The organism is Ruegeria pomeroyi DSS-3, assembly GCF_000011965.2.
In the GTDB taxonomy this organism is placed as follows: Bacteria; Pseudomonadota; Alphaproteobacteria; order Rhodobacterales; family Rhodobacteraceae; genus Ruegeria_B; species Ruegeria_B pomeroyi.
Window position 1 is genome coordinate 3,236,391 of record NC_003911.12, and the last position, 17,463, is coordinate 3,253,853.

The following is a 17,463-nucleotide window of genomic DNA, read 5'->3' on the forward strand; positions in this document are numbered from 1 at the left end:
GCGCCCCGCTCTTCTTCTGTTCCGAAATACCTCGGGGGAGTCGCGCCTGCGCGACGGGGGCAGCGCCCCCGCCCCGCCTAGCCCCGGCGCAGCGCCGCGGCGTCTCGCGCGAGCGCTTCGATCCCGGCCCAGTCGCCAGCCGCCACCAGATCCTTTGGCGCCACCCAGCTGCCCCCGGCACAGACCACATTGGGCAGGCTCAGATAGCTCTCGGCATTCTGCGGCGACACACCGCCGGTGGGGCAGAACGCGATCTGCGGCAAGGGCGCCCCGATCGCCTTCAGCGCGGGCGCGCCGCCCGAGGCCTCGGCGGGAAAGAACTTGAGCATGTCATAGCCCCGCTCCAAGAGGCGCATCGCCTCGCTGGCGGTGGCGGCACCCGGCAACAGCGGTAGGCCCTCTTCTTCGCAAGCAGCCAGCAACCTGTCGGTGGCTCCGGGCGACACCCCGAACCGGGCACCGGCGGCCTTGGCGGCGCGCACGTCTTCCGGGGTAATCAGCGTCCCGGCGCCGACCACACTGCCAGGCACCTCGGACATGATGCGGATCGCCTCGAGCGCCGCCGGGGTGCGCAGGGTCACCTCCAGCGCGGGCAGACCACCGGCGACCAGCGCCTCGGCCAGCGGGCGGGCATGGGCTGCATCGTCGATCACCAGAACAGGAACGATGGGCGCCATCTCGCAGATGGCGCGGGTGTCGCGGGATGTCATTGTTTATCCTCCAAAAACGCTGGCGCCGGTATCGGCCGAACCGACCACGGCGCGAAACGCGGCAAACAGGTCGCGCCCGGTGCCGAACTGATTGCCCGACAGGTCCGCGGTGGCCGGTGCGCGCGCCAGCACGCCCTCGGTCAGGATATCGAGCACACCCGCCTCGGCATCGACCCGCAACAGGTCGCCGTCGCGCAGCCGCGCGATCGGCCCACCCTCCAGCGCCTCGGGCACCACGTGGATCGCTGCCGGAACCTTGCCCGAGGCCCCCGACATGCGCCCGTCGGTCACCAGCGCCACCTTTTGCCCGCGCCCTTGCAGGATCGACAGGATCGGCGTCAGCGAGTGCAACTCGGGCATACCGTTGGCCTTGGGCCCCTGAAAGCGGACCACCACCACCATGTCGCCGGTCAGTTCGCCCGCCTTGAAGGCGGCCTTGACCTCGTTCTGGTCATGAAACACGCGCACAGGCGCCTCGACCACCCGGTGTTCCGGCGCCACTGCCGAGACTTTCATCACCGCCGTGCCCAGCGACCCCGAAAGCCGCGACAGCCCGCCGCTGGCCTGGAACGGGTCCGAGGCCGGGCGCAGGATCTTGTCGTTGAGACTGGTCTCGGTCCCGGCCTCCCAACTCAGCACGTCGCCGCGCAGCTTTGGTTCGCGGGTATAGAGCTCCAGCCCCCGGCCCGCCACGGTCAACGTGTCGGGATGCAGGAACCCGGCCTCGAGCAGGGTGTGGATGGTATAGCCAAGCCCCCCCGCCGCGTGGAAATGGTTCACATCGGCCAGCCCGTTGGGATAAACCCGCGCGACCAGCGGCACCACCGCCGAAATCTCTGCAAAGTCCTGCCAGTCGAGCAGGATGCCCCCTGCCCGCGCCATGGCAACCAGATGAATGAGCAGGTTGGTCGAGCCGCCGGTCGCCATCAGCCCGACAATCCCATTCACATAGGCGCGTTCATCCAGCACATGCCCCACCGGAGTATAGTTGTCGCCCAGCGCCGAGAGGCTCAGCGACCGGCGCGCCGCCTCGGCGGTCAGCGCCTCGCGCAGGCCGGTGCCCGGCGGCACGAAACTGGCGCCCGGCAGGTGCAGGCCCATGAACTCCATCAGCATCTGATTGGTGTTGGCAGTGCCGTAAAAGGTGCAGGTGCCCGGCCCGTGATAGGCTGCCATCTCGGCGGCCATCAGCGCGGCATGCCCCACCTCGCCGGCGGCAAAGCGTTGCCGCACCTTGGCCTTTTCATCATTGGGCAGGCCGCTGGTCATCGGCCCGGCCGGCACGAAGACCGCCGGCAGGTGGCCAAAGCTCTGTGCCGCGATCACCAGCCCCGGCACGATCTTGTCGCAGACGCCCAGGAACACCGCCGCATCAAAGGTATTGTGGCTGAGCGCTACCCCCGCCGCCATGGCGATCACGTCGCGCGAGAACAGCGACAGTTCCATGCCAGCCGCGCCCTGGGTGACGCCGTCGCACATGGCCGGAACCCCGCCTGCCACCTGCGCCGTGCCGCCGACAGAACGGGCCGCCTGTCGCAATACATCCGGGTAGCGCTCGAACGGCTGATGCGCCGAAAGCATGTCGTTATAGCTGGTGACGATGCCCAGATGCCCGGTCGAACCGGTGGCCAGCGCCTGTTGATCCGCCCCCGCCCCGGCATAGGCATGCGCCTGTCCCGAACAGCTGAGATGCGCCCGCGCCGGGCCCTGGTCGCGGGCCTCATCGATCCGCGCCAGATAAGGCCCGCGCGTCGCGGCGCTGCGCGTGACGATCCGAGCCGTTACCTGCGCTATGGTCGCATGTACCATGGTCATCCTCCGATCTGCCGCCAGCGGCGGCCGTCACGATGCAGCAGCATCAGTGCCTCTTCCGGTCCCGAACTGCCCTGATCATAAGGATAGGGCCGGTCGCGGTTCTTTTCCCATTCGGCGATGATCGGATCAACCCAGGCCCAGGCGGCCTCGGCCTCGTCTCCGCGCATGAACAGGGTCTGGTCGCCCCGGATCACATCCATCACCAGCCGCTCATAGGCATCCTGAGGCCGGACATCGCCGCCCAGCGCCTCGGCAAAGCTCATGTCCAGCGGCACCTCGGCCAGCCGGAAGCCGCCCGGGCCCGGATCCTTGATCGTGGTGCGCAGGGTGATGCCCTCGTCCGGTTGCAGCCGGATAATCAGCTTGTTGCCATGGATCGGTCCCACATTGGGAAAGATCGAATGTGGCGGATCGCGGAACTGCACCACGATTTCCGACACCCGCGCCCGCAGCCTCTTGCCCGTACGCAGATAGAACGGCACCCCGGCCCAGCGCCAGTTGGCCACGTGAACCTTGAGCGCGATGAAGCTTTCGGTACGGCTCTGGGCGTCACCCACATGATCCAGATAACCATCGCCACCCTTGTCGGCGCGATACTGTCCCCGGGCGATGTCGCCGGGCGGAACCGGGTCAAGCGCCTCGATCACCTTGACCTTTTCGTCGCGCACCGCGTTCGGAGTGAATTTCGATGGTGGCTCCATCGCGGTCAGACAAAGGAGCTGCACCAGATGGTTCTGAACCATGTCCCGCATGGCGCCGGACTGGTCGTAATAGGCCTCGCGCCCCTCGATCCCCAGGCTTTCGGCCACGGTAATCTGCACGTGGTCGATATGGGTCGCGTTCCACAGCGGTTCGAACAGCGAATTGGCAAAGCGCAGCGCCATCAGGTTCTGCACCGTCTCCTTGCCCAGATAATGGTCGATCCGATAGATCTGGTGCTCTTCGAAACAGGCGCGCAGACCGGCATTCAGGGCGCGTGCGGTTTCCAGATCGCGGCCAAAGGGTTTTTCGACCACGATCCGCGCCTCGGGCGTGGCCATGCCGTGGCAGTCCAGCTGGCGGGCTATACCGGCAAACAGCGACGGTCCGACCGACAGGTAAAAGGCGCGCACCACATCCGGGCGCAACATTGCGGCCAGCGCCTGCCAGCCCGCGTCTCCGCGTGCATCCACCGCGACATAGTCAAGCTTTAGCAGGAACCGCTCCAGCACCGCAGCACGGGTCGGGGTTTCGGGCGTGAACTCCTCGATCGCCTGACGCACGTCAGCGCGGAAGGCCTCGGTGCTCAACTCAGTCCGGGCCGAGCCGATGATCCGCGCCTCTTCCGGCATCTGCCCAACCTCGTAGCGATGGAAGAGGCCCGGCAAAATCTTGCGGCGAGCCAGATCGCCGGTGGCCCCGAACAGGACCAGATCGAAAGCGTTGACCGGAATGACGCGCGATACCATGCTGTCTCCTTTGGAGCGGCAGGCTTGCCCGAGTTACCCTGTCGGCAATGTTACCGCTAACATGTTCTACGTTCTCTTTACGGATACCCAGCAAAATAGCAAGCCCATTGGCGCGCAAAACCGTTTTCTGTCGTCGCGCTCGCTAGCAGTCTATGACGAAACCCGGCGCGAACGCCATCAGAACAGCTTGTGGATTTCTGTCCGTGAGCCATGGACGAAAAATCAGAGGTATTATTTGAAATCAAATAGATAATGCCAAGAAAGCTCTTCGAGCCGATTGTGAATAACTTGGTGCATAACTGAGATTTTTGGTGCCACTTCAAAAGTTTGCCGAGGCACTTTTGTCCAAATCATCAAATACCCTTGTTACCTTCTGAGATCTTTGCGGATTCTCCCCTTGTTTCTCAGGGTCAAATGCTTCCAAACCAAGCCATCGGTAAGCGCCCCCGTGCCAGGGCAGCTCTGGGGGTGCCGCGACCGCGTATCTGAGCTGTGAGGCGTTTTGGGGCAGAAATGTACTTAGATCGTAATTCATCAAAAAAATTGAATTCTTTGAGGGCAAATTAGCCAGCTTGAACGTATTTCATCTATCGAATCTGGTGCTTCGTCCACGGCAAATATCCCCATCGCCTCCCAAAAAGCCGATCTCAAGGCCTTTCCACAAGACTGCAACAGTTTGGGTTAACAAACTGAAAAGATGCACAGACCCGCACAACGCCCTCGGGCGCTGAATCCTGCATGACATCAGATCTAGATGGTCAGGAAATCAGGGACGCTGGCTCAGCCAGTCCATCACCGCCGGGCGCACCGATTGTACACCGCGATGGCGAGCGTCGGTGATGATCTTGCGAAGCTCACCCAGATCCGTGCGCAAAAGCAAGCTCTTGACCGGCCCAATTGAAGCGGGGCGCATCGACAGGGTGCGGATACCCATCGCCGCCAGACAGATCGCCTCGATCGGGCGCCCGGCATCCTCGCCACAAAAGCTGAGCGGCGTCCCGGAGATGCCACAACGCTCGACAATCCGCTCGATCAGGCTGAGAAAACTGCTGTTGAGGGTGTCATAGCGCCGGCGCACCCGCTCGTTCTCGCGGTCGGCGGCAAAGAAGAACTGTTTCAGATCGTTGCCGCCGATCGAGAGAAAGCCGACATCGTCAAAGAATTTCTGCGGCGCAAAGGCCAGCGAGGGCGTCTCGAGCATGGCGCCGATTTCCAGCGTCTCAGGGAGCGGATGCCCCAGCACCTTTTCGCGCGCGATTGTCTTGTCCACCTCGGCGCGCGCGGCGTGATATTCCTCGGCCTGGGCAACAAAGGGGAACATGATCGTCAGCGCGCGCCCGTTGGCGGCCCGGATCAGCGCCTGCAACTGCATCCGCATCACCCCGGGCTTGTCCAGCCCCACCCGGATGGCACGCCAGCCCAGCGCGGGGTTCGGCTCGTCCGTGGGCTTCATATAGGGCAGCACCTTGTCCGACCCGATATCGAGCGTACGGAACACCACGCGCTTGCCCTTGGCTGCGTCCAGCACGCGGGAGTAAAGCGCGACCAGCTCCGAGCGTTTCGGCATCTGGTTGCGCACCAGGAATTGCAACTCGGTCCGAAACAGCCCCACCCCCTCGGCGCCCGAGCTTTCGAGCGAGGGCAGATCGGCCATCAGGCCGGCATTCATCACCAGATTGATACGCTGGCCGTCCTGGGTGACGGCGGGGGTTTCCCGGATGGAGGCATAGCGCGCCTGCGCATCAGCCTGCATCGCGATCTTGTCGCGAAAGGCCGCGACTACGCTGTCCTCGGGGCGCAGATGCACCACGCCCTGATCGCCATCAACCAGGATCTGATCGCCGTTCAGCGCCTCGGTGGTGATCCGCTCGGCATGCACCACCAGCGGGATCGCCAGCGCCCGCGCCACGATGGCTGCATGGCTACCGACCGAGCCCTCTTCGAGCACGACCCCCTTGAGAGAACGGCCATATTCCAGCAGATCGCCCGGACCGATATTGCGCGCCACCAGGATCGGATCGGGCGGCAGTTCGGCGCCCGTCTGCTTGCCCTGACCGGTCAGGATGCGCAGCAGGCGGTTCGACAGGTCATCCAGATCGGCCAACCGCTCGCGCAGATAGGAATCCTGCACCTGCCCCATGCGGGCACGGGCAAGGGACTGTTCCTTTTCAACCGCTGCTTCGGCGCTGAGGCCCCGGGCGATGTCCTCTTCCATCCGGCGCATCCAGCCCTTGGAATTGGCGAACATTCGGTAGGCTTCGAGAACCTGCAACTGTTCCTTGTCGCCGTTCTGCGACATCTCTAGCATCTTGTCGACGCCGACGCGCAGCTCGTCCACCGCCTCGTTCAGGCGTTCCAGCTCGCGTTGCGGATCATCGGCGATCGGATTGGTGATCACCACCCGCGGCTCGTGCAGCCAGACATGGCCCGCGGCGGCGCCTTCCTGGCCGGTACTGCCCCGGAACAGCGCCGATTTCTGGTGCAGCGGCGACAGCGCCGCCCCCTCGCCGACAAAGGCGCCCAATTCGGCCATCTCGGCCAGCACCATGGCCACCACTTCCAGCGCATAGACCTCGTCGGCCGAAAACTCGCGTGCGTCACGCGACTGTACGACCAGCACGCCCAGCTTCTCTCCCAGGCGCTGCACCGGAATGCCCAGAAAGGAGGAATACCGTTCTTCCCCCGTTTCAGGCATGTAGCGGAATCCCTTGGCCGCGGGCGCATTGGGGGTGTTGACCACCTTGCCCGACTTGGCGACGCGGCCGACCAGCCCCTCGCCCAGCCGCATCCGGGTCTGGTGCACCGACTCAGGCTTCAACCCTTCGGTGGCACAGAGTTCCAGCGTGTCGGTATCGCGAAACAGGTAGATCGAGCAGACCTCGGTCCCCATACTGTCGGCGATCAGATGCGTGATACGGTCCAGACGGGCCTGTCCGGCCTCGTCCGTCGCCATCGCTTCGCGCAGCCGCCCCAGCAGCTTGCGGGATTCGCTTTCGGTTCCGTCCGCCATGGGCCCTCATGCCGTTGCAGGGTCAGGCGCGCCCGGTTCCGGTTGGATCAGGCCGCCTTGTCCAGTTCAAACGCATCATGCAGCGCCTGCACCGCAAGTTCCATGTATTTCCGGTCAATCAGAACGGAAATCTTTATCTCAGAGGTTGTAATCACCTTGATGTTGATCCCCTCATCCGAGAGTATCTTGAACATCTTGGCGGCCACGCCCGACTGGCTGCGCATGCCGATACCGACGACCGAGACTTTGCAGACGTCATAATCGACCAGCAGGTCCTCGAATTCCAGCTCGCCAGCGTCCTTGACCGCGTTCATCGCTTTTTCCGCGCGCGCCACCTGATCTGTCGGGCACGAGAAGGTCATGTCGGTGATGCCTTCCTCGGACACGTTCTGCACGATCATGTCCACGTTCACGCCACCCTCGCTGAGCGCGTTGAAGATGGTGGCCGCAACGCCGGGGCGGTCCTGGACCGAAACAACGGTCATCTTGGCCTCGTCGCGGGAATAGGCAACGCCGGAGACTACATTGGATTCCATGATTTCCTCCTCATCGACAACCAGCGTACCGGCGGTGTCGGATTGTTCCTCGAAACTGGAGAGGACACGCAGTTTGACCTTGTAGCGCATGGCCAGTTCGACCGAGCGGGTTTGCAGCACCTTGGCCCCCAGCGAGGCCAGTTCGAGCATTTCCTCGAACGAGATCTTTTCCAGCTTGCGCGCCTTGGTGCAGATGCGCGGGTCGGTGGTATAGACGCCGTCCACATCGGTATAGATGTCGCAGCGATCGGCCTCGAAGGCGGCGGCAAAGGCAACGGCGGTGGTGTCCGACCCACCTCGGCCCAGCGTGGTGATACGGCCCTCGGGGCTGACGCCCTGGAACCCGGCGATCACCGCGACCTTCATGCCTTCGGCGAATTTCTGGTTGATGTTATGGGGCGGGATCTCTTCGATCCGGGCCTGGCTGTGGGCGCTGTTGGTCATCAGCGGCACCTGCCAACCCTGCCAGCTGCGCGCCGGGATATCCATCTCTTGCAGGGTCAGCGCCATCAGACCGGCGGTGATGTTCTCGCCCGAGGACACCACAGCATCGTATTCGCGCGCATCAAACAGCGGCGAGGTTTCGTTGACCCAGCCCACCAGCTCGTTGGTCTTGCCAGCCATTGCCGAAACGATGACGATCACGTCATAGCCCTTGGCCACTTCGACGCCGACACGCTTGGCCGCGCGGCGGATACGGTCGAGATTGGCGACCGATGTGCCGCCAAATTTCATCACGAGCGTTGGCATGGGGGCATCGACTCCGCGCCTGTGGAAAATGATCCCGAGCCTCTTATGCGAGGGGGGGTGCAAGAGCAAGAGGGCAAAGCTGCCGCACCCCGTGGCGGGCCCCGTCGAAACTCGGACCACTTTGAGCGTCACGCCGGCAACTGACCCCGGATGTGCTGAGTTGGGGACCCCTTTGGGAACAGAACCCCTTGGACCCGTGCCGCGCCTTGAACAAATGATTGCTTCCTTCACACTGGTGCCGCGAAGGTCAGATCTGGCACGCCGCAGCATGCCAGATGTCCGGCCAAGGTCACCTTTGGGCTGATCCTGCGGACCTAAGAAACAAGCATGTCGCAGATGCTGCGATACATCTGGGGTCGGCTGTAAGACCGAAACAGGCGCGCAGCCAGGTCATTCAAATGCTTAACCCTGAGAACTCAATTGCGAGCCCGTCGAGATATCTTGCTCACCACAAAAGAGCGGGCCCCGGGGAAAATGCCCTGAAGCCCGCGAGAATGCGCGCCTGTTTTAACCGCCAGATGTGTCCGCCGGCTCAGGCTGTTGAAAGGCATTTGCTTCAGGCGTGAGATCTTGCTCGCCTGTTCCCGGTAGGATCTCGAAGCCAAGATCAAACTGAACAAGCATCGCTTTCAACTCGTCAATGATACCGGTGTCTCCGGCAAGTGCGACCTTTCCAGCTGCGATCTGATCCTCGATCGTCGCCATCCCCATCATCACCGGTTCAAGATCGGATCGGTTCAGAACCATCGTCAGGTCAGGGTCATCCGCAAGATAGCCTTGAAGATTGGTCAGAGTTCCATTGGAAAGCTCGATCACGAACTTTTCTCCATTGTCCGGCGTGATCATGTTGATCGTGAACGACCGGTCGCCCGCCTTTGCACTGTCCAGTCGCACGCCAAGGAAATCGAGCCAGAGATAGGTATCCATAGCCCGGACCATGTCCGGCCCGGAGGATTTCGGTGACGCACCGGACGGAATGCCGTTGCGAAGTTCATACGCACCCGCAAGGAACGAATTCCGGACACTGGGGCTTTCCTGCTGGTAACCGATCTGCTCGAAGACGTCCGCGAGAAGATCCTTTGCTTCCTGGTTTTCCGGTTCGGCATAGACCAGCTTGTTCAGAATTTCTTGCGCAAGCTTGTACTTGCCGGAATCGTAAAGGTCCTGGCCACGTGCCATGATCGGACCCGCGCCGCCCATCATCTCGACGAATAACGGCGCAGACTCCGACGGCGACAGCGGAATCAGCGTGGCCGGATTTGCGTCCCAATAGCCAAGATAACGGTTGATCACCGCGCGGCTGTTGTGCTCGACCGACCCGTGATAGCTTCGGGCCGACCACTGTTGTTGCAGGCTTTCGGGCACGCTGTACTCGTTGTGCATCTCGTTGATCGTTACGCCCTGGTTGGCAAGATGAAGCACGCCATTGTTGAGGTTTGCATATGTATCCCTCTGTGCGCGCATGACTTCCTGGATGCGCTCGTTCCCCCACCGCGGCCAGGAGTGGGATGCAAACATGACCTCCGCATCCTGCCCGAACAGATAAAGCGCGGCGTTGATCTGACGTGACCATTCGAGCGCATCCCGGACCAGGGCGCCCCGCAACGTGTAGATATTGTGGATGGTACCGGTGATGTTTTCAGCTGCCCAGAACGCCTTGAAATCCGGGAAGTAGGTATTCATTTCGGCCGGCGCTTCGGTCCCGGGCGTGTTCTGGAACACCATTCGCACGCCGTCGACCGTAAGTTCCTTGATGTCGTCTTCGATGACCACCGTCGGAGCGATCAGCCCCAGATTGCCGGCTGCCGTGTTTTTGCCGATGGACTGATCCACGTGCCCGAACGGGCTACGCGGCAACAGGACGCCATATTGATAGAAAAGGCGCCGGTTCATCGCATTGCCGGCATAGACATTTTCCGCCACCGCGTGATCCATGAAGCCAACCGGTGCGATGATGGGAACGAGGCCCTCGCGCACATCGTCTTCTGCCACCACCCCGCGCACACCGCCGAAATGATCGGCGTGGCTGTGCGAGTAGACCACACCGGTCACTGGCCTTTCACCCAGCGTATCGTTCACGAGCTTGAGGGCGGCCGCCGCGGTCTCCTTCGCAGTCAACGGGTCGAAAACGATCCAGCCGGTGTCACCCTTGACCACGGTGAAGTTGGCAAGGTCGAAGCCGCGCACCTGATAAATGCGGTCAGGCATCACCTCATAGAGGCCATAAGACATGTTCAGAACGGCCTGCCGCTGAAGCGACGGGTGGATCGTGTCGAAATCCTCGCCCTGCAGAAGAAAATCGTAGCTCCCGATGTCCCAGGCCACGTTTCCTTTTTCGGCCATGATCTGGGTAAAATCTGGCTTCGCGATGAACCCCTTTCGGGCTTCCTCAAAGTCGCGCTCATCTTCGAAAGGCAGAGACCCGCGCAACGCCTCGATAATTGCGATTGTTTCCTGTGATGGAGGCTTGCCCTTCGGGTCGAAGTGAGACGCCTCTTGCGACAGCGCCACTGACGCAGACGCTGCTATGACGGCGGTTGCGGTCAAATTGGCCAGTAAGTTTTTCAACGATTGTCCCTCCCAGGCTTTAAGTTCGCGCGCTTCGATTATTCAAAGCATAAAACCGAGGGGTCCTGTATGCTACCTATACCGACGAGTATTCGTTGATTTGCATCAATTCGGATGTCGGCGCTGCTGCAAGCGCCTCATATCGCGAATGGCGGGTTGTTCCCGCGTTGCCGATCTCGGACAAAGCTTCGATCTTGCGAGAGCCGCAAATTGCTGGCGCGGAGAGGCCGCACTGCTGCGAGACGTGACAGGGCGAACGGCAAGTAAGGACCGAAAACGACGCCCGTTGTCTGGGAAAACCAGCGGGAACCTCCAACTTCAAACGATCCAGTAGTTAGGGGCAGAGCGCGCCTCTGGTGAGCGGGCTGTAGAAACCCGGTTTCCTGCTTGCTCCTTTGCATCCATCCGCCAATGACGTCGCCATTTGTGAAACCCACCCCAACCGCCTATGGTAGGCTGACAGGACCGGACCACTTTCGTAACACCTTTTCAAAGGCCGGTTCCATGAGGTCCTATCCAAAACAGCGGCCGTGATTTCCGGCCCCCAAATATGCGCGGCATCCCGGAACGCACAGAATGAAACACCTCAAACGCCATTTGCCGCCTCTAACTTCTCTGCTTGCATTTGAAGCGGCTGCCCGCCTGGGCAGCTTTACCGCCGCAGCAGAAGAGCTGAATGTCTCACGCGAGGCTGTCAGCCGACAGATCCGGGTGCTGGAAAGCCATCTGGGCATTTCATTGTTTGAAAGGGATGCAAACCGGGCGCTCATGGGGGCGGCCGGGGCGCGTTTCTTTGCGACGGTGTCCCCCAATCTTAACGCCATCGCCGTAGCGGCCAAAGAAATGGCGGGCGAGGTCAGCAATGGTCCTCTGCCGGAAAGCGCGACCCAGCCGGGAGATGATGAGGAGCTGCCATCGCTTCTTGTCGTCGATGACACGCCGCAAAACATCCACCACTTGCACGGCCTGCTGAAGGATGCCTATCGGATCATTCCGCAGACCTCTGGCAAAGGCGCCCTGTCTTTCCTGTCAGGAGAGCTTGCAGACCTGATCCTGCTGGATATCCGGATGCCGGATATGGATGGCTATGAGGTTTGCCGGCAGATCAAATCAACGGCGAGCCTTGCTGATATACCAGTGATCTTCCTAACCAGTCTTGATGATCCTATGGACGAAACCAAGGGGCTGGAAATGGGCGCTTGCGACTTTATCACCCGACCGATCGTGCCCGCCATTCTGCGGGCCCGTATCCGCAGTCATATCGAGCTGCGCCAGGCACAGACGGCCTTGGAAAAGCTGCTGGCACGGCGGGCGGACCGGCTCGAGAAAGCCGAGCAGCTGCTGACCGGGATATGTGCAGATATCGGACAGTTTCAATCGTCGTGAAGCGCTTCCCTGAGCTGTTCCACGATTTGGTCGGCCGTTTCGAAATCCAGCGCCGTCAAGGCAGCCGTCAGGCTTTCAAATGCCGCGGCTGCGGGCTCCAAAAGACCGCGCAATGCCGTGTTCTGGGTTTCCTCGAGGGCCAGAATGTCACGGTTTCTGACAAGCGCGCCTATCCTTTCCAGCCTGTCCGAGTTCAGCGGCAGCTTCTTGGCGACATGAGGGCTGAACGCGTCGAATTGCTCCAACATCCGGGACAGGGCCTGTGCCACTTTCCCGATAGAGACGGCGCCCGTCTCGGCGCCCGCAGCAAGTTCGGCCAGCCCGTCGGCGCCCACGGTGCTGGCGGCTCCCTTGATGGCATGCAGAAGATCGGCCCTGCCTTGGCTTTCCGGTCCATCAGCCAGGGCCTCCAGAGCGGCGAACCATTCACGCAAGCTGGCATGAAACCGGCGCAGCGACGCTTCATAATGCTGCCGGTTACCGCCGGCGTAGAACAGCCCCTTTTTCTGATCTACTCCTGGATATTTTCCACTGCCGCAAAGGTCGGCCAGAATGCTGTGCAATTTCGAGGGGTCGATCGGTTTAGGGACAAAACCGGCAAAGCCGGCAGCGATGCAGCGCTCGGCCTCGTCCTGCGTGGCGTTGGCCGTCGCAGCAACAACAGGGGCCAAGCTTGCCTGATACCTGCCCTGAAGGTTTTCCAAAGCACGGTACCCATCCATCAGGGGCATGTGCAGATCCATCAGGATCACGTCCGGCATCGCCTCGGCGACCTGTTCGACTGCCTCGATACCGTTTGTCGCCGTGCGCACCTTGGCACCAAGCGCCTCCACCAAAGAAACGAAGACGTAGAGGTTGACGGGATTGTCCTCCACCACCAGCACATCACGGCCTGCCAGAAATACGTTCTTTGGGAGGGTCGGGCCGGTGCCCGTTTCCAGCTCCGATAACGCTGCGGCAAATTCCCCATGCGTGATCGGAAGAGCAAACCGCTTACCTGCCATGCTGCCGGAAGACCGCAGAGCAAATTCAGCATGTTTCGCCGTGACTGTTACCGTGACCGGCCGAATTTGAGAGGTGAGGGCGGCCGCTGCCCGATCTGCCATTATCTGAAGCTGCCGAACCGGTCCGCCAGTGCCCTCAACCTTGATCAAATCCTTGGTTTCGCCTTGCTGAGGCGCGGGCCGGGTTGGCAGGCACAGAACCATCGTAAACTCAGCCCCCCGACCAGGTTCGCTGTCGACCTGAATCTTGCCTTGCATCTTGTCCGCGAGCTTTTGGGAAATCGAAAGGCCGAGCCCGGTCCCCCCGTATTGGCGCGTGGTTGAACCGTCGGCTTGCCCAAAGGCCTTGAAGATGCCTTCGATCTGTTCCGGAGAGATTCCGATCCCGGTATCTCTCACGCCCAGGCGCAAAGCCCCGTCATGATATGAGGCCAGCAGGCGGATCTCCCCCTCTTTGGTGAACTTCACCGCGTTAGAGGCAAAATTGACCATGATTTGCCGCAGACGCAGAGGGTCCGCACAAAGCTCGTCCGGCAGGTCCGGGGCATAGTCCCAGGTCAACAGCACCGGTTGGCCGACCATCAGCGCTCTGGTCTGCATCAGAACATCGTCCAGAAGATCGTCAAGCCGGAACCAGACCTGCTCCAACACCAGTTCCCCGGCCTCAATCTTGGAGAGGTCCAGAATGCTGTCGATATTCTCGGACAGCTGCTTAGCAGCGGCCCTCAGATCAGTCAGGTTTCGGGTGTTGTCGTTGCTTTGCCCGTCCCGCAGAAGAATGCCGGACAATCCGATAATCGCATTGAGCGGTGTGCGCAGCTCATGGCTCATGTTTGCCAAAAAGATCGATTTGGCCTGAGAGGCTTCAACGGCTTCGTTGCGCGCCTCAAGCAGTTCGCGAGTGCGTTCGTCCACAAGCTCTTGAAGATTGTCGCGACTGGCCTCAAGTTCGGTCACCGTGCGCCGGAATGCACGGGCCAGGCGGGAAATCTCATCCTGCCTGTTTACATCGAACATTCGTTGGTCGCGCCCCTTCAGTCTGAACGAGTACCCATCGCGCACCCTGAGGGCAGCCGCCTGAAGCCGGGCAAGAGGGCGGATTACAATCAACTGCACGATCAGGAAAATGGCCGCAGTCACCAGCAGGGCCTGAAGAATGCTTGAGCCGAGCACGACATAACTGCGGGCAACCATATCTTCCTGAACAGGACGAAAGGAAAGCTCCAGTGCCAGCCGGCCGATCTCGCTGCCATCCCGCGGGTTACTCAGAGCATAGGATAGTTTCTCCGCCTGGCTGCCCGACTGAAACAGGAAGCCCAGCCAAGGCGGCTCGGACAGTGGCTGGCGTGACACGGACAGGTCGATCAAGCCGCTGCTGTCGCGTTGCGCCTCGGTCAGAAGCGGGTCTTCCACGCTGGCGCTCAGGATCACAGGATCTTCGAGCAGCCCGTTCAGGATGGCGCGGACCGCGGGGACGTCCACCTCCCAATATGCGCCGGCGATCTGCGGCAGCGTGGCGCGGACGATCCGGTCCGCATTGAGGCGCGCCGCACCAATTCTGAGGGAATGTTCAGCCAACAGGGTATACACCCCCAGCAACAGGCCGGAGAAAACACCCAGCAGCGCTGCCGCCAGCGCAATCTTGCGTGTGATGCCCGCGGGTTTTAGCTTTAACCTCATCGCGAGAAGTAATAGCGCAGATATTCAGGCGGGATACGGTTTGCCTGCATCCTCTCCAGCTCGGCCTGCAGGCGACGGGCCATATCATCGCCCTCTGGAGTGCGGTGAAAACCGATGTAGCGGGCGTGTTCGGCCAAAGGGGTTGGCAGAAACTTCAGCTTGTCCAGCGCATTCAGTTCACTTGCGACGTAATGCAGTGTCTCGTAGCCGCCGACAATCAGATCAGAACGACCGAGAAGCAGCTTGCGAAGGTTGGTGAAATCATCAAGCGAGGCTTCGCGTTGAAGAAGCTGGTAACTGTCGAACCGTGCTTCGTATGTGAACCCGGAAACCACGCCGACAACGAGGCCGTCCAGATCCGAGAGAGAGCGGATATCCTGGATCGGAGAACCTTTCAAAGTCGCAAAAACGGTGCGTGTCCTGCGCAGCGGGCCGACCATGTTCCATTTCTGAAACCGCTCCGGCGTCGGCGCCAACTGAAAGACGGCATCCAGCTGGCCGGTCTCGAAATCCAGCAGCGCGCGTTTCCAAGGCAACGGCCTGTGGTCCAGCGTTACTCCGATCCGCTCGGCGGCCTCGTTCAGGATCTGCACGTCAATTCCCGAGTATTCGCCGTTGATCGAATAGTTGAAGGGTGCAAATCCTTCCATCGACCCGACCACCCAGGTTTCTGCATGGACGGGGCGCATCATTATGCCAATGAGACAGATGGCCTCTAGGATCTGGAAGAGCCGGTTCATCAGTCGTCCACCGCTGGTTTCGCGCTACAGCCAGAGTATCCGCGCCCGTCCGGGGCGGGCAAGCAGGCCGCTTGTCAAAAAAGTTCCGGTGCCAGGGGAACTTTTTCGTCTCTCACACCGAAAGCTTCCCGCCTGCTAGCCATTCGGCAGAGGAAAAGGGAGAAGTACATGAAACACCTGATTGCCACCACAGCACTTGCCAGCCTTACCCTGGCCCCAATCGCCGCGACGGCCGCAGAGTGCACCAATGACGCCTGGAACCGGATCCAGGAGCGCGGAAAGATCGTTGTCGGCGTCAAGGCCGATTACAAGCCCTGGGGCTTTCGCGACACTGACGGCTCGATCATCGGGATGGAAATCGACATGGCCGCGGAGGTCGCCAAGACCCTTGGGGTCGAGCTGGAACTGACCCCGGTCGTTGCATCGAACCGGATGCAGTTTCTTGAACAGGGGCAAATCGATCTGATGATTGCCACAATGACCGACCGCGCGGACCGCCGTGAAATCGTCGGCATTGTCGGCCCGAACTACTATACTTCCGGCACCAATATCCTTGCGCCAAAGGCATTGGGGTTCTCTTCCTGGAACGAGCTGAACGGGAAACCGGTCTGTGGGGTACAGGGGGCATTTTACAATCAGATTGTTGAGGACAAATACGGCGCCCAGATCGTGGCCTTCGCAGGGGCCGCCGAGGCGCGTCAGGCATTGCGCGACAAGAAATGCGTTGCCTTTGTCTATGACGATTCTTCCATCGGCTCGGCAATCGCTTCTGGCGAATGGGAAGACTTCGAAATGCCGCTGGCGTCCGAGGACGACAGCCCATGGGGGCTTGCGGTGCCCAAGGGCGAAGAGAACTGTATCTTTGGCCGCTTCATGACCGGCATGCAGTACAGCTGGCACCAGAATGGCAGCCTGATCAATTGGGAAGCCAAATGGGGCATCAAGCCGACAGCCTACCTTCAGGAGCTGAACGCCAAGCTGGCGGACCAGGTCGCAGAGTAAGCATTGGCCATCGGGGAGATCGTCGGCATGACAGGTTTCGAAGCATTTTTTGTGCAGCTTGCCGAGGATTCCCCGCGCTGGAATTTCATCTGGCTTTATGACGAGAAGCAGGCCGGACGCATTTTGTCCGGCCTCTGGATGACGGTAAAGCTCAGCATTGCCTGTGTGCTGCTTTCCCTGGTGATCGGCATTGCAGGCGCCTGGCTGCAAGGGACCCGCAACCGCGCCCTGCGCGCGAGTGTTCAGGGTTACATCCAGTTCTTCCGCAACACACCGCCGCTGGTACAGCTGCTGTTTTTCTACTTCGCTTTGGGGCAGTTCACCCCGGTGGTAACGGGCACCGATGGTTGGACCGAGATACCGGTGATCTCCGCGACCGGCTGGGCCATCATTTCGCTGTCGTTTTTTGCAGGAGCATTCAACGTCGAAATCTTCCGCGCCGGGATCGAAGCCGTGCCCCATTCGACCCGCGAGGCTGAGGAAGCGCTGGGGATGAGCCGGACACAAACCTTCACCAATGTGGTCTTCCCGCTGGCATTGCGGGTGTCGATCCCGGCACTGAACAACAACCTTGTGAACCTGGTGAAGACCACCACCCAGGCTTTTGCCATCGCCGTGCCCGAGCTGCTGTATGAAAGCGTCTCGATCTGGAACGATTTTCCATCGGCGCAGAACCCGACGATGCTGCTTCTTTTCGTTGTCTATCTGGGTCTCGTCGGGGTGCTGGTCTTTGGCATGAACTCCTGGGAACGCAAGATGAGGATACCGGGCTATGGCCAGTAACAACTTTCCGGGCATCACCGGCCCAGCTCGC

The 17,463-nt window shown here is 61.0% G+C and carries 11 protein-coding genes; 3 read left to right on the forward strand and 8 right to left on the reverse strand.

Features of this window, described 5'->3' with window-relative positions; translation table 11 throughout:
• Window positions 1-77: 77 nt before the first annotated feature.
• The 6 genes from eda to SPO_RS15390 all read right to left on the reverse strand — a co-directional run bounded on the left by eda (window position 78) and on the right by SPO_RS15390 (window position 10,780).
• Window positions 78-710, reverse strand: coding sequence for a bifunctional 4-hydroxy-2-oxoglutarate aldolase/2-dehydro-3-deoxy-phosphogluconate aldolase (gene eda, locus SPO_RS15365; protein ID WP_011048725.1), 633 nt, complete (start codon window positions 708-710; stop codon window positions 78-80).
• A 3-nt stretch (window positions 711-713) separates the two neighbouring features.
• On the reverse strand, window positions 714-2,519 hold the full coding sequence (edd, locus tag SPO_RS15370; RefSeq protein ID WP_011048726.1) for a phosphogluconate dehydratase: 1,806 nt from the start codon (window positions 2,517-2,519) through the stop codon (window positions 714-716).
• 2 nt (window positions 2,520-2,521) lie between these two features.
• Window positions 2,522-3,973 carry a glucose-6-phosphate dehydrogenase gene (zwf, locus tag SPO_RS15375; protein WP_011048727.1) on the reverse strand — a complete coding sequence of 484 codons (1,452 nt, stop codon included), beginning with the start codon at window positions 3,971-3,973 and terminating at the stop codon, window positions 2,522-2,524.
• 766 nt (window positions 3,974-4,739) lie between these two features.
• The gene (gene ptsP / locus SPO_RS15380) at window positions 4,740-6,983 is read right to left on the reverse strand and encodes a phosphoenolpyruvate--protein phosphotransferase (protein ID WP_011048728.1); all 2,244 of its coding nucleotides are present in this window, start codon (window positions 6,981-6,983) and stop codon (window positions 4,740-4,742) included.
• A gap of 47 nt (window positions 6,984-7,030) precedes the next feature.
• Complete coding sequence (locus tag SPO_RS15385) at window positions 7,031-8,269, reverse strand: aspartate kinase (protein ID WP_011048729.1); 1,239 nt, start codon at window positions 8,267-8,269, stop codon at window positions 7,031-7,033.
• Between the two features lie 507 nt (window positions 8,270-8,776).
• The gene (locus SPO_RS15390; RefSeq protein ID WP_230981747.1) at window positions 8,777-10,780 is read right to left on the reverse strand and encodes an alkyl/aryl-sulfatase; all 2,004 of its coding nucleotides are present in this window, start codon (window positions 10,778-10,780) and stop codon (window positions 8,777-8,779) included.
• A 633-nt stretch (window positions 10,781-11,413) separates the two neighbouring features.
• Here SPO_RS15390 and SPO_RS22300 point away from each other — a divergent pair.
• A complete protein-coding gene (locus tag SPO_RS22300) occupies window positions 11,414-12,223 on the forward strand; it encodes a response regulator (RefSeq protein WP_011048731.1) in 810 nt (269 codons plus the stop codon).
• On the opposite strand, the gene SPO_RS15400 is transcribed toward SPO_RS22300, so the two are convergent.
• Window positions 12,211-14,907, reverse strand: a complete 2,697-nt coding sequence (locus SPO_RS15400) for an ATP-binding protein (protein WP_011048732.1) — start codon at window positions 14,905-14,907, stop codon at window positions 12,211-12,213. The two genes, SPO_RS22300 and SPO_RS15400, sit on opposite strands and share 13 nt — an antisense overlap.
• Window positions 14,904-15,647, reverse strand: a complete 744-nt coding sequence (locus SPO_RS15405) for a substrate-binding periplasmic protein (RefSeq protein WP_011048733.1) — start codon at window positions 15,645-15,647, stop codon at window positions 14,904-14,906. The genes SPO_RS15400 and SPO_RS15405 overlap by 4 nt, the downstream gene beginning before the upstream one ends.
• Window positions 15,648-15,815: 168 nt before the next feature.
• Between SPO_RS15405 and SPO_RS15410 the strand changes: the two genes are divergently transcribed.
• Together SPO_RS15410 and SPO_RS15415 are read left to right on the forward strand one after the other, a co-directional pair.
• A complete protein-coding gene (locus tag SPO_RS15410) occupies window positions 15,816-16,649 on the forward strand; it encodes a transporter substrate-binding domain-containing protein (RefSeq protein ID WP_011048734.1) in 834 nt (277 codons plus the stop codon).
• 3 nt (window positions 16,650-16,652) lie between these two features.
• A complete protein-coding gene (locus tag SPO_RS15415; RefSeq protein ID WP_011048735.1) occupies window positions 16,653-17,432 on the forward strand; it encodes an amino acid ABC transporter permease in 780 nt (259 codons plus the stop codon).
• Window positions 17,433-17,463: the final 31 nt, after the last annotated feature.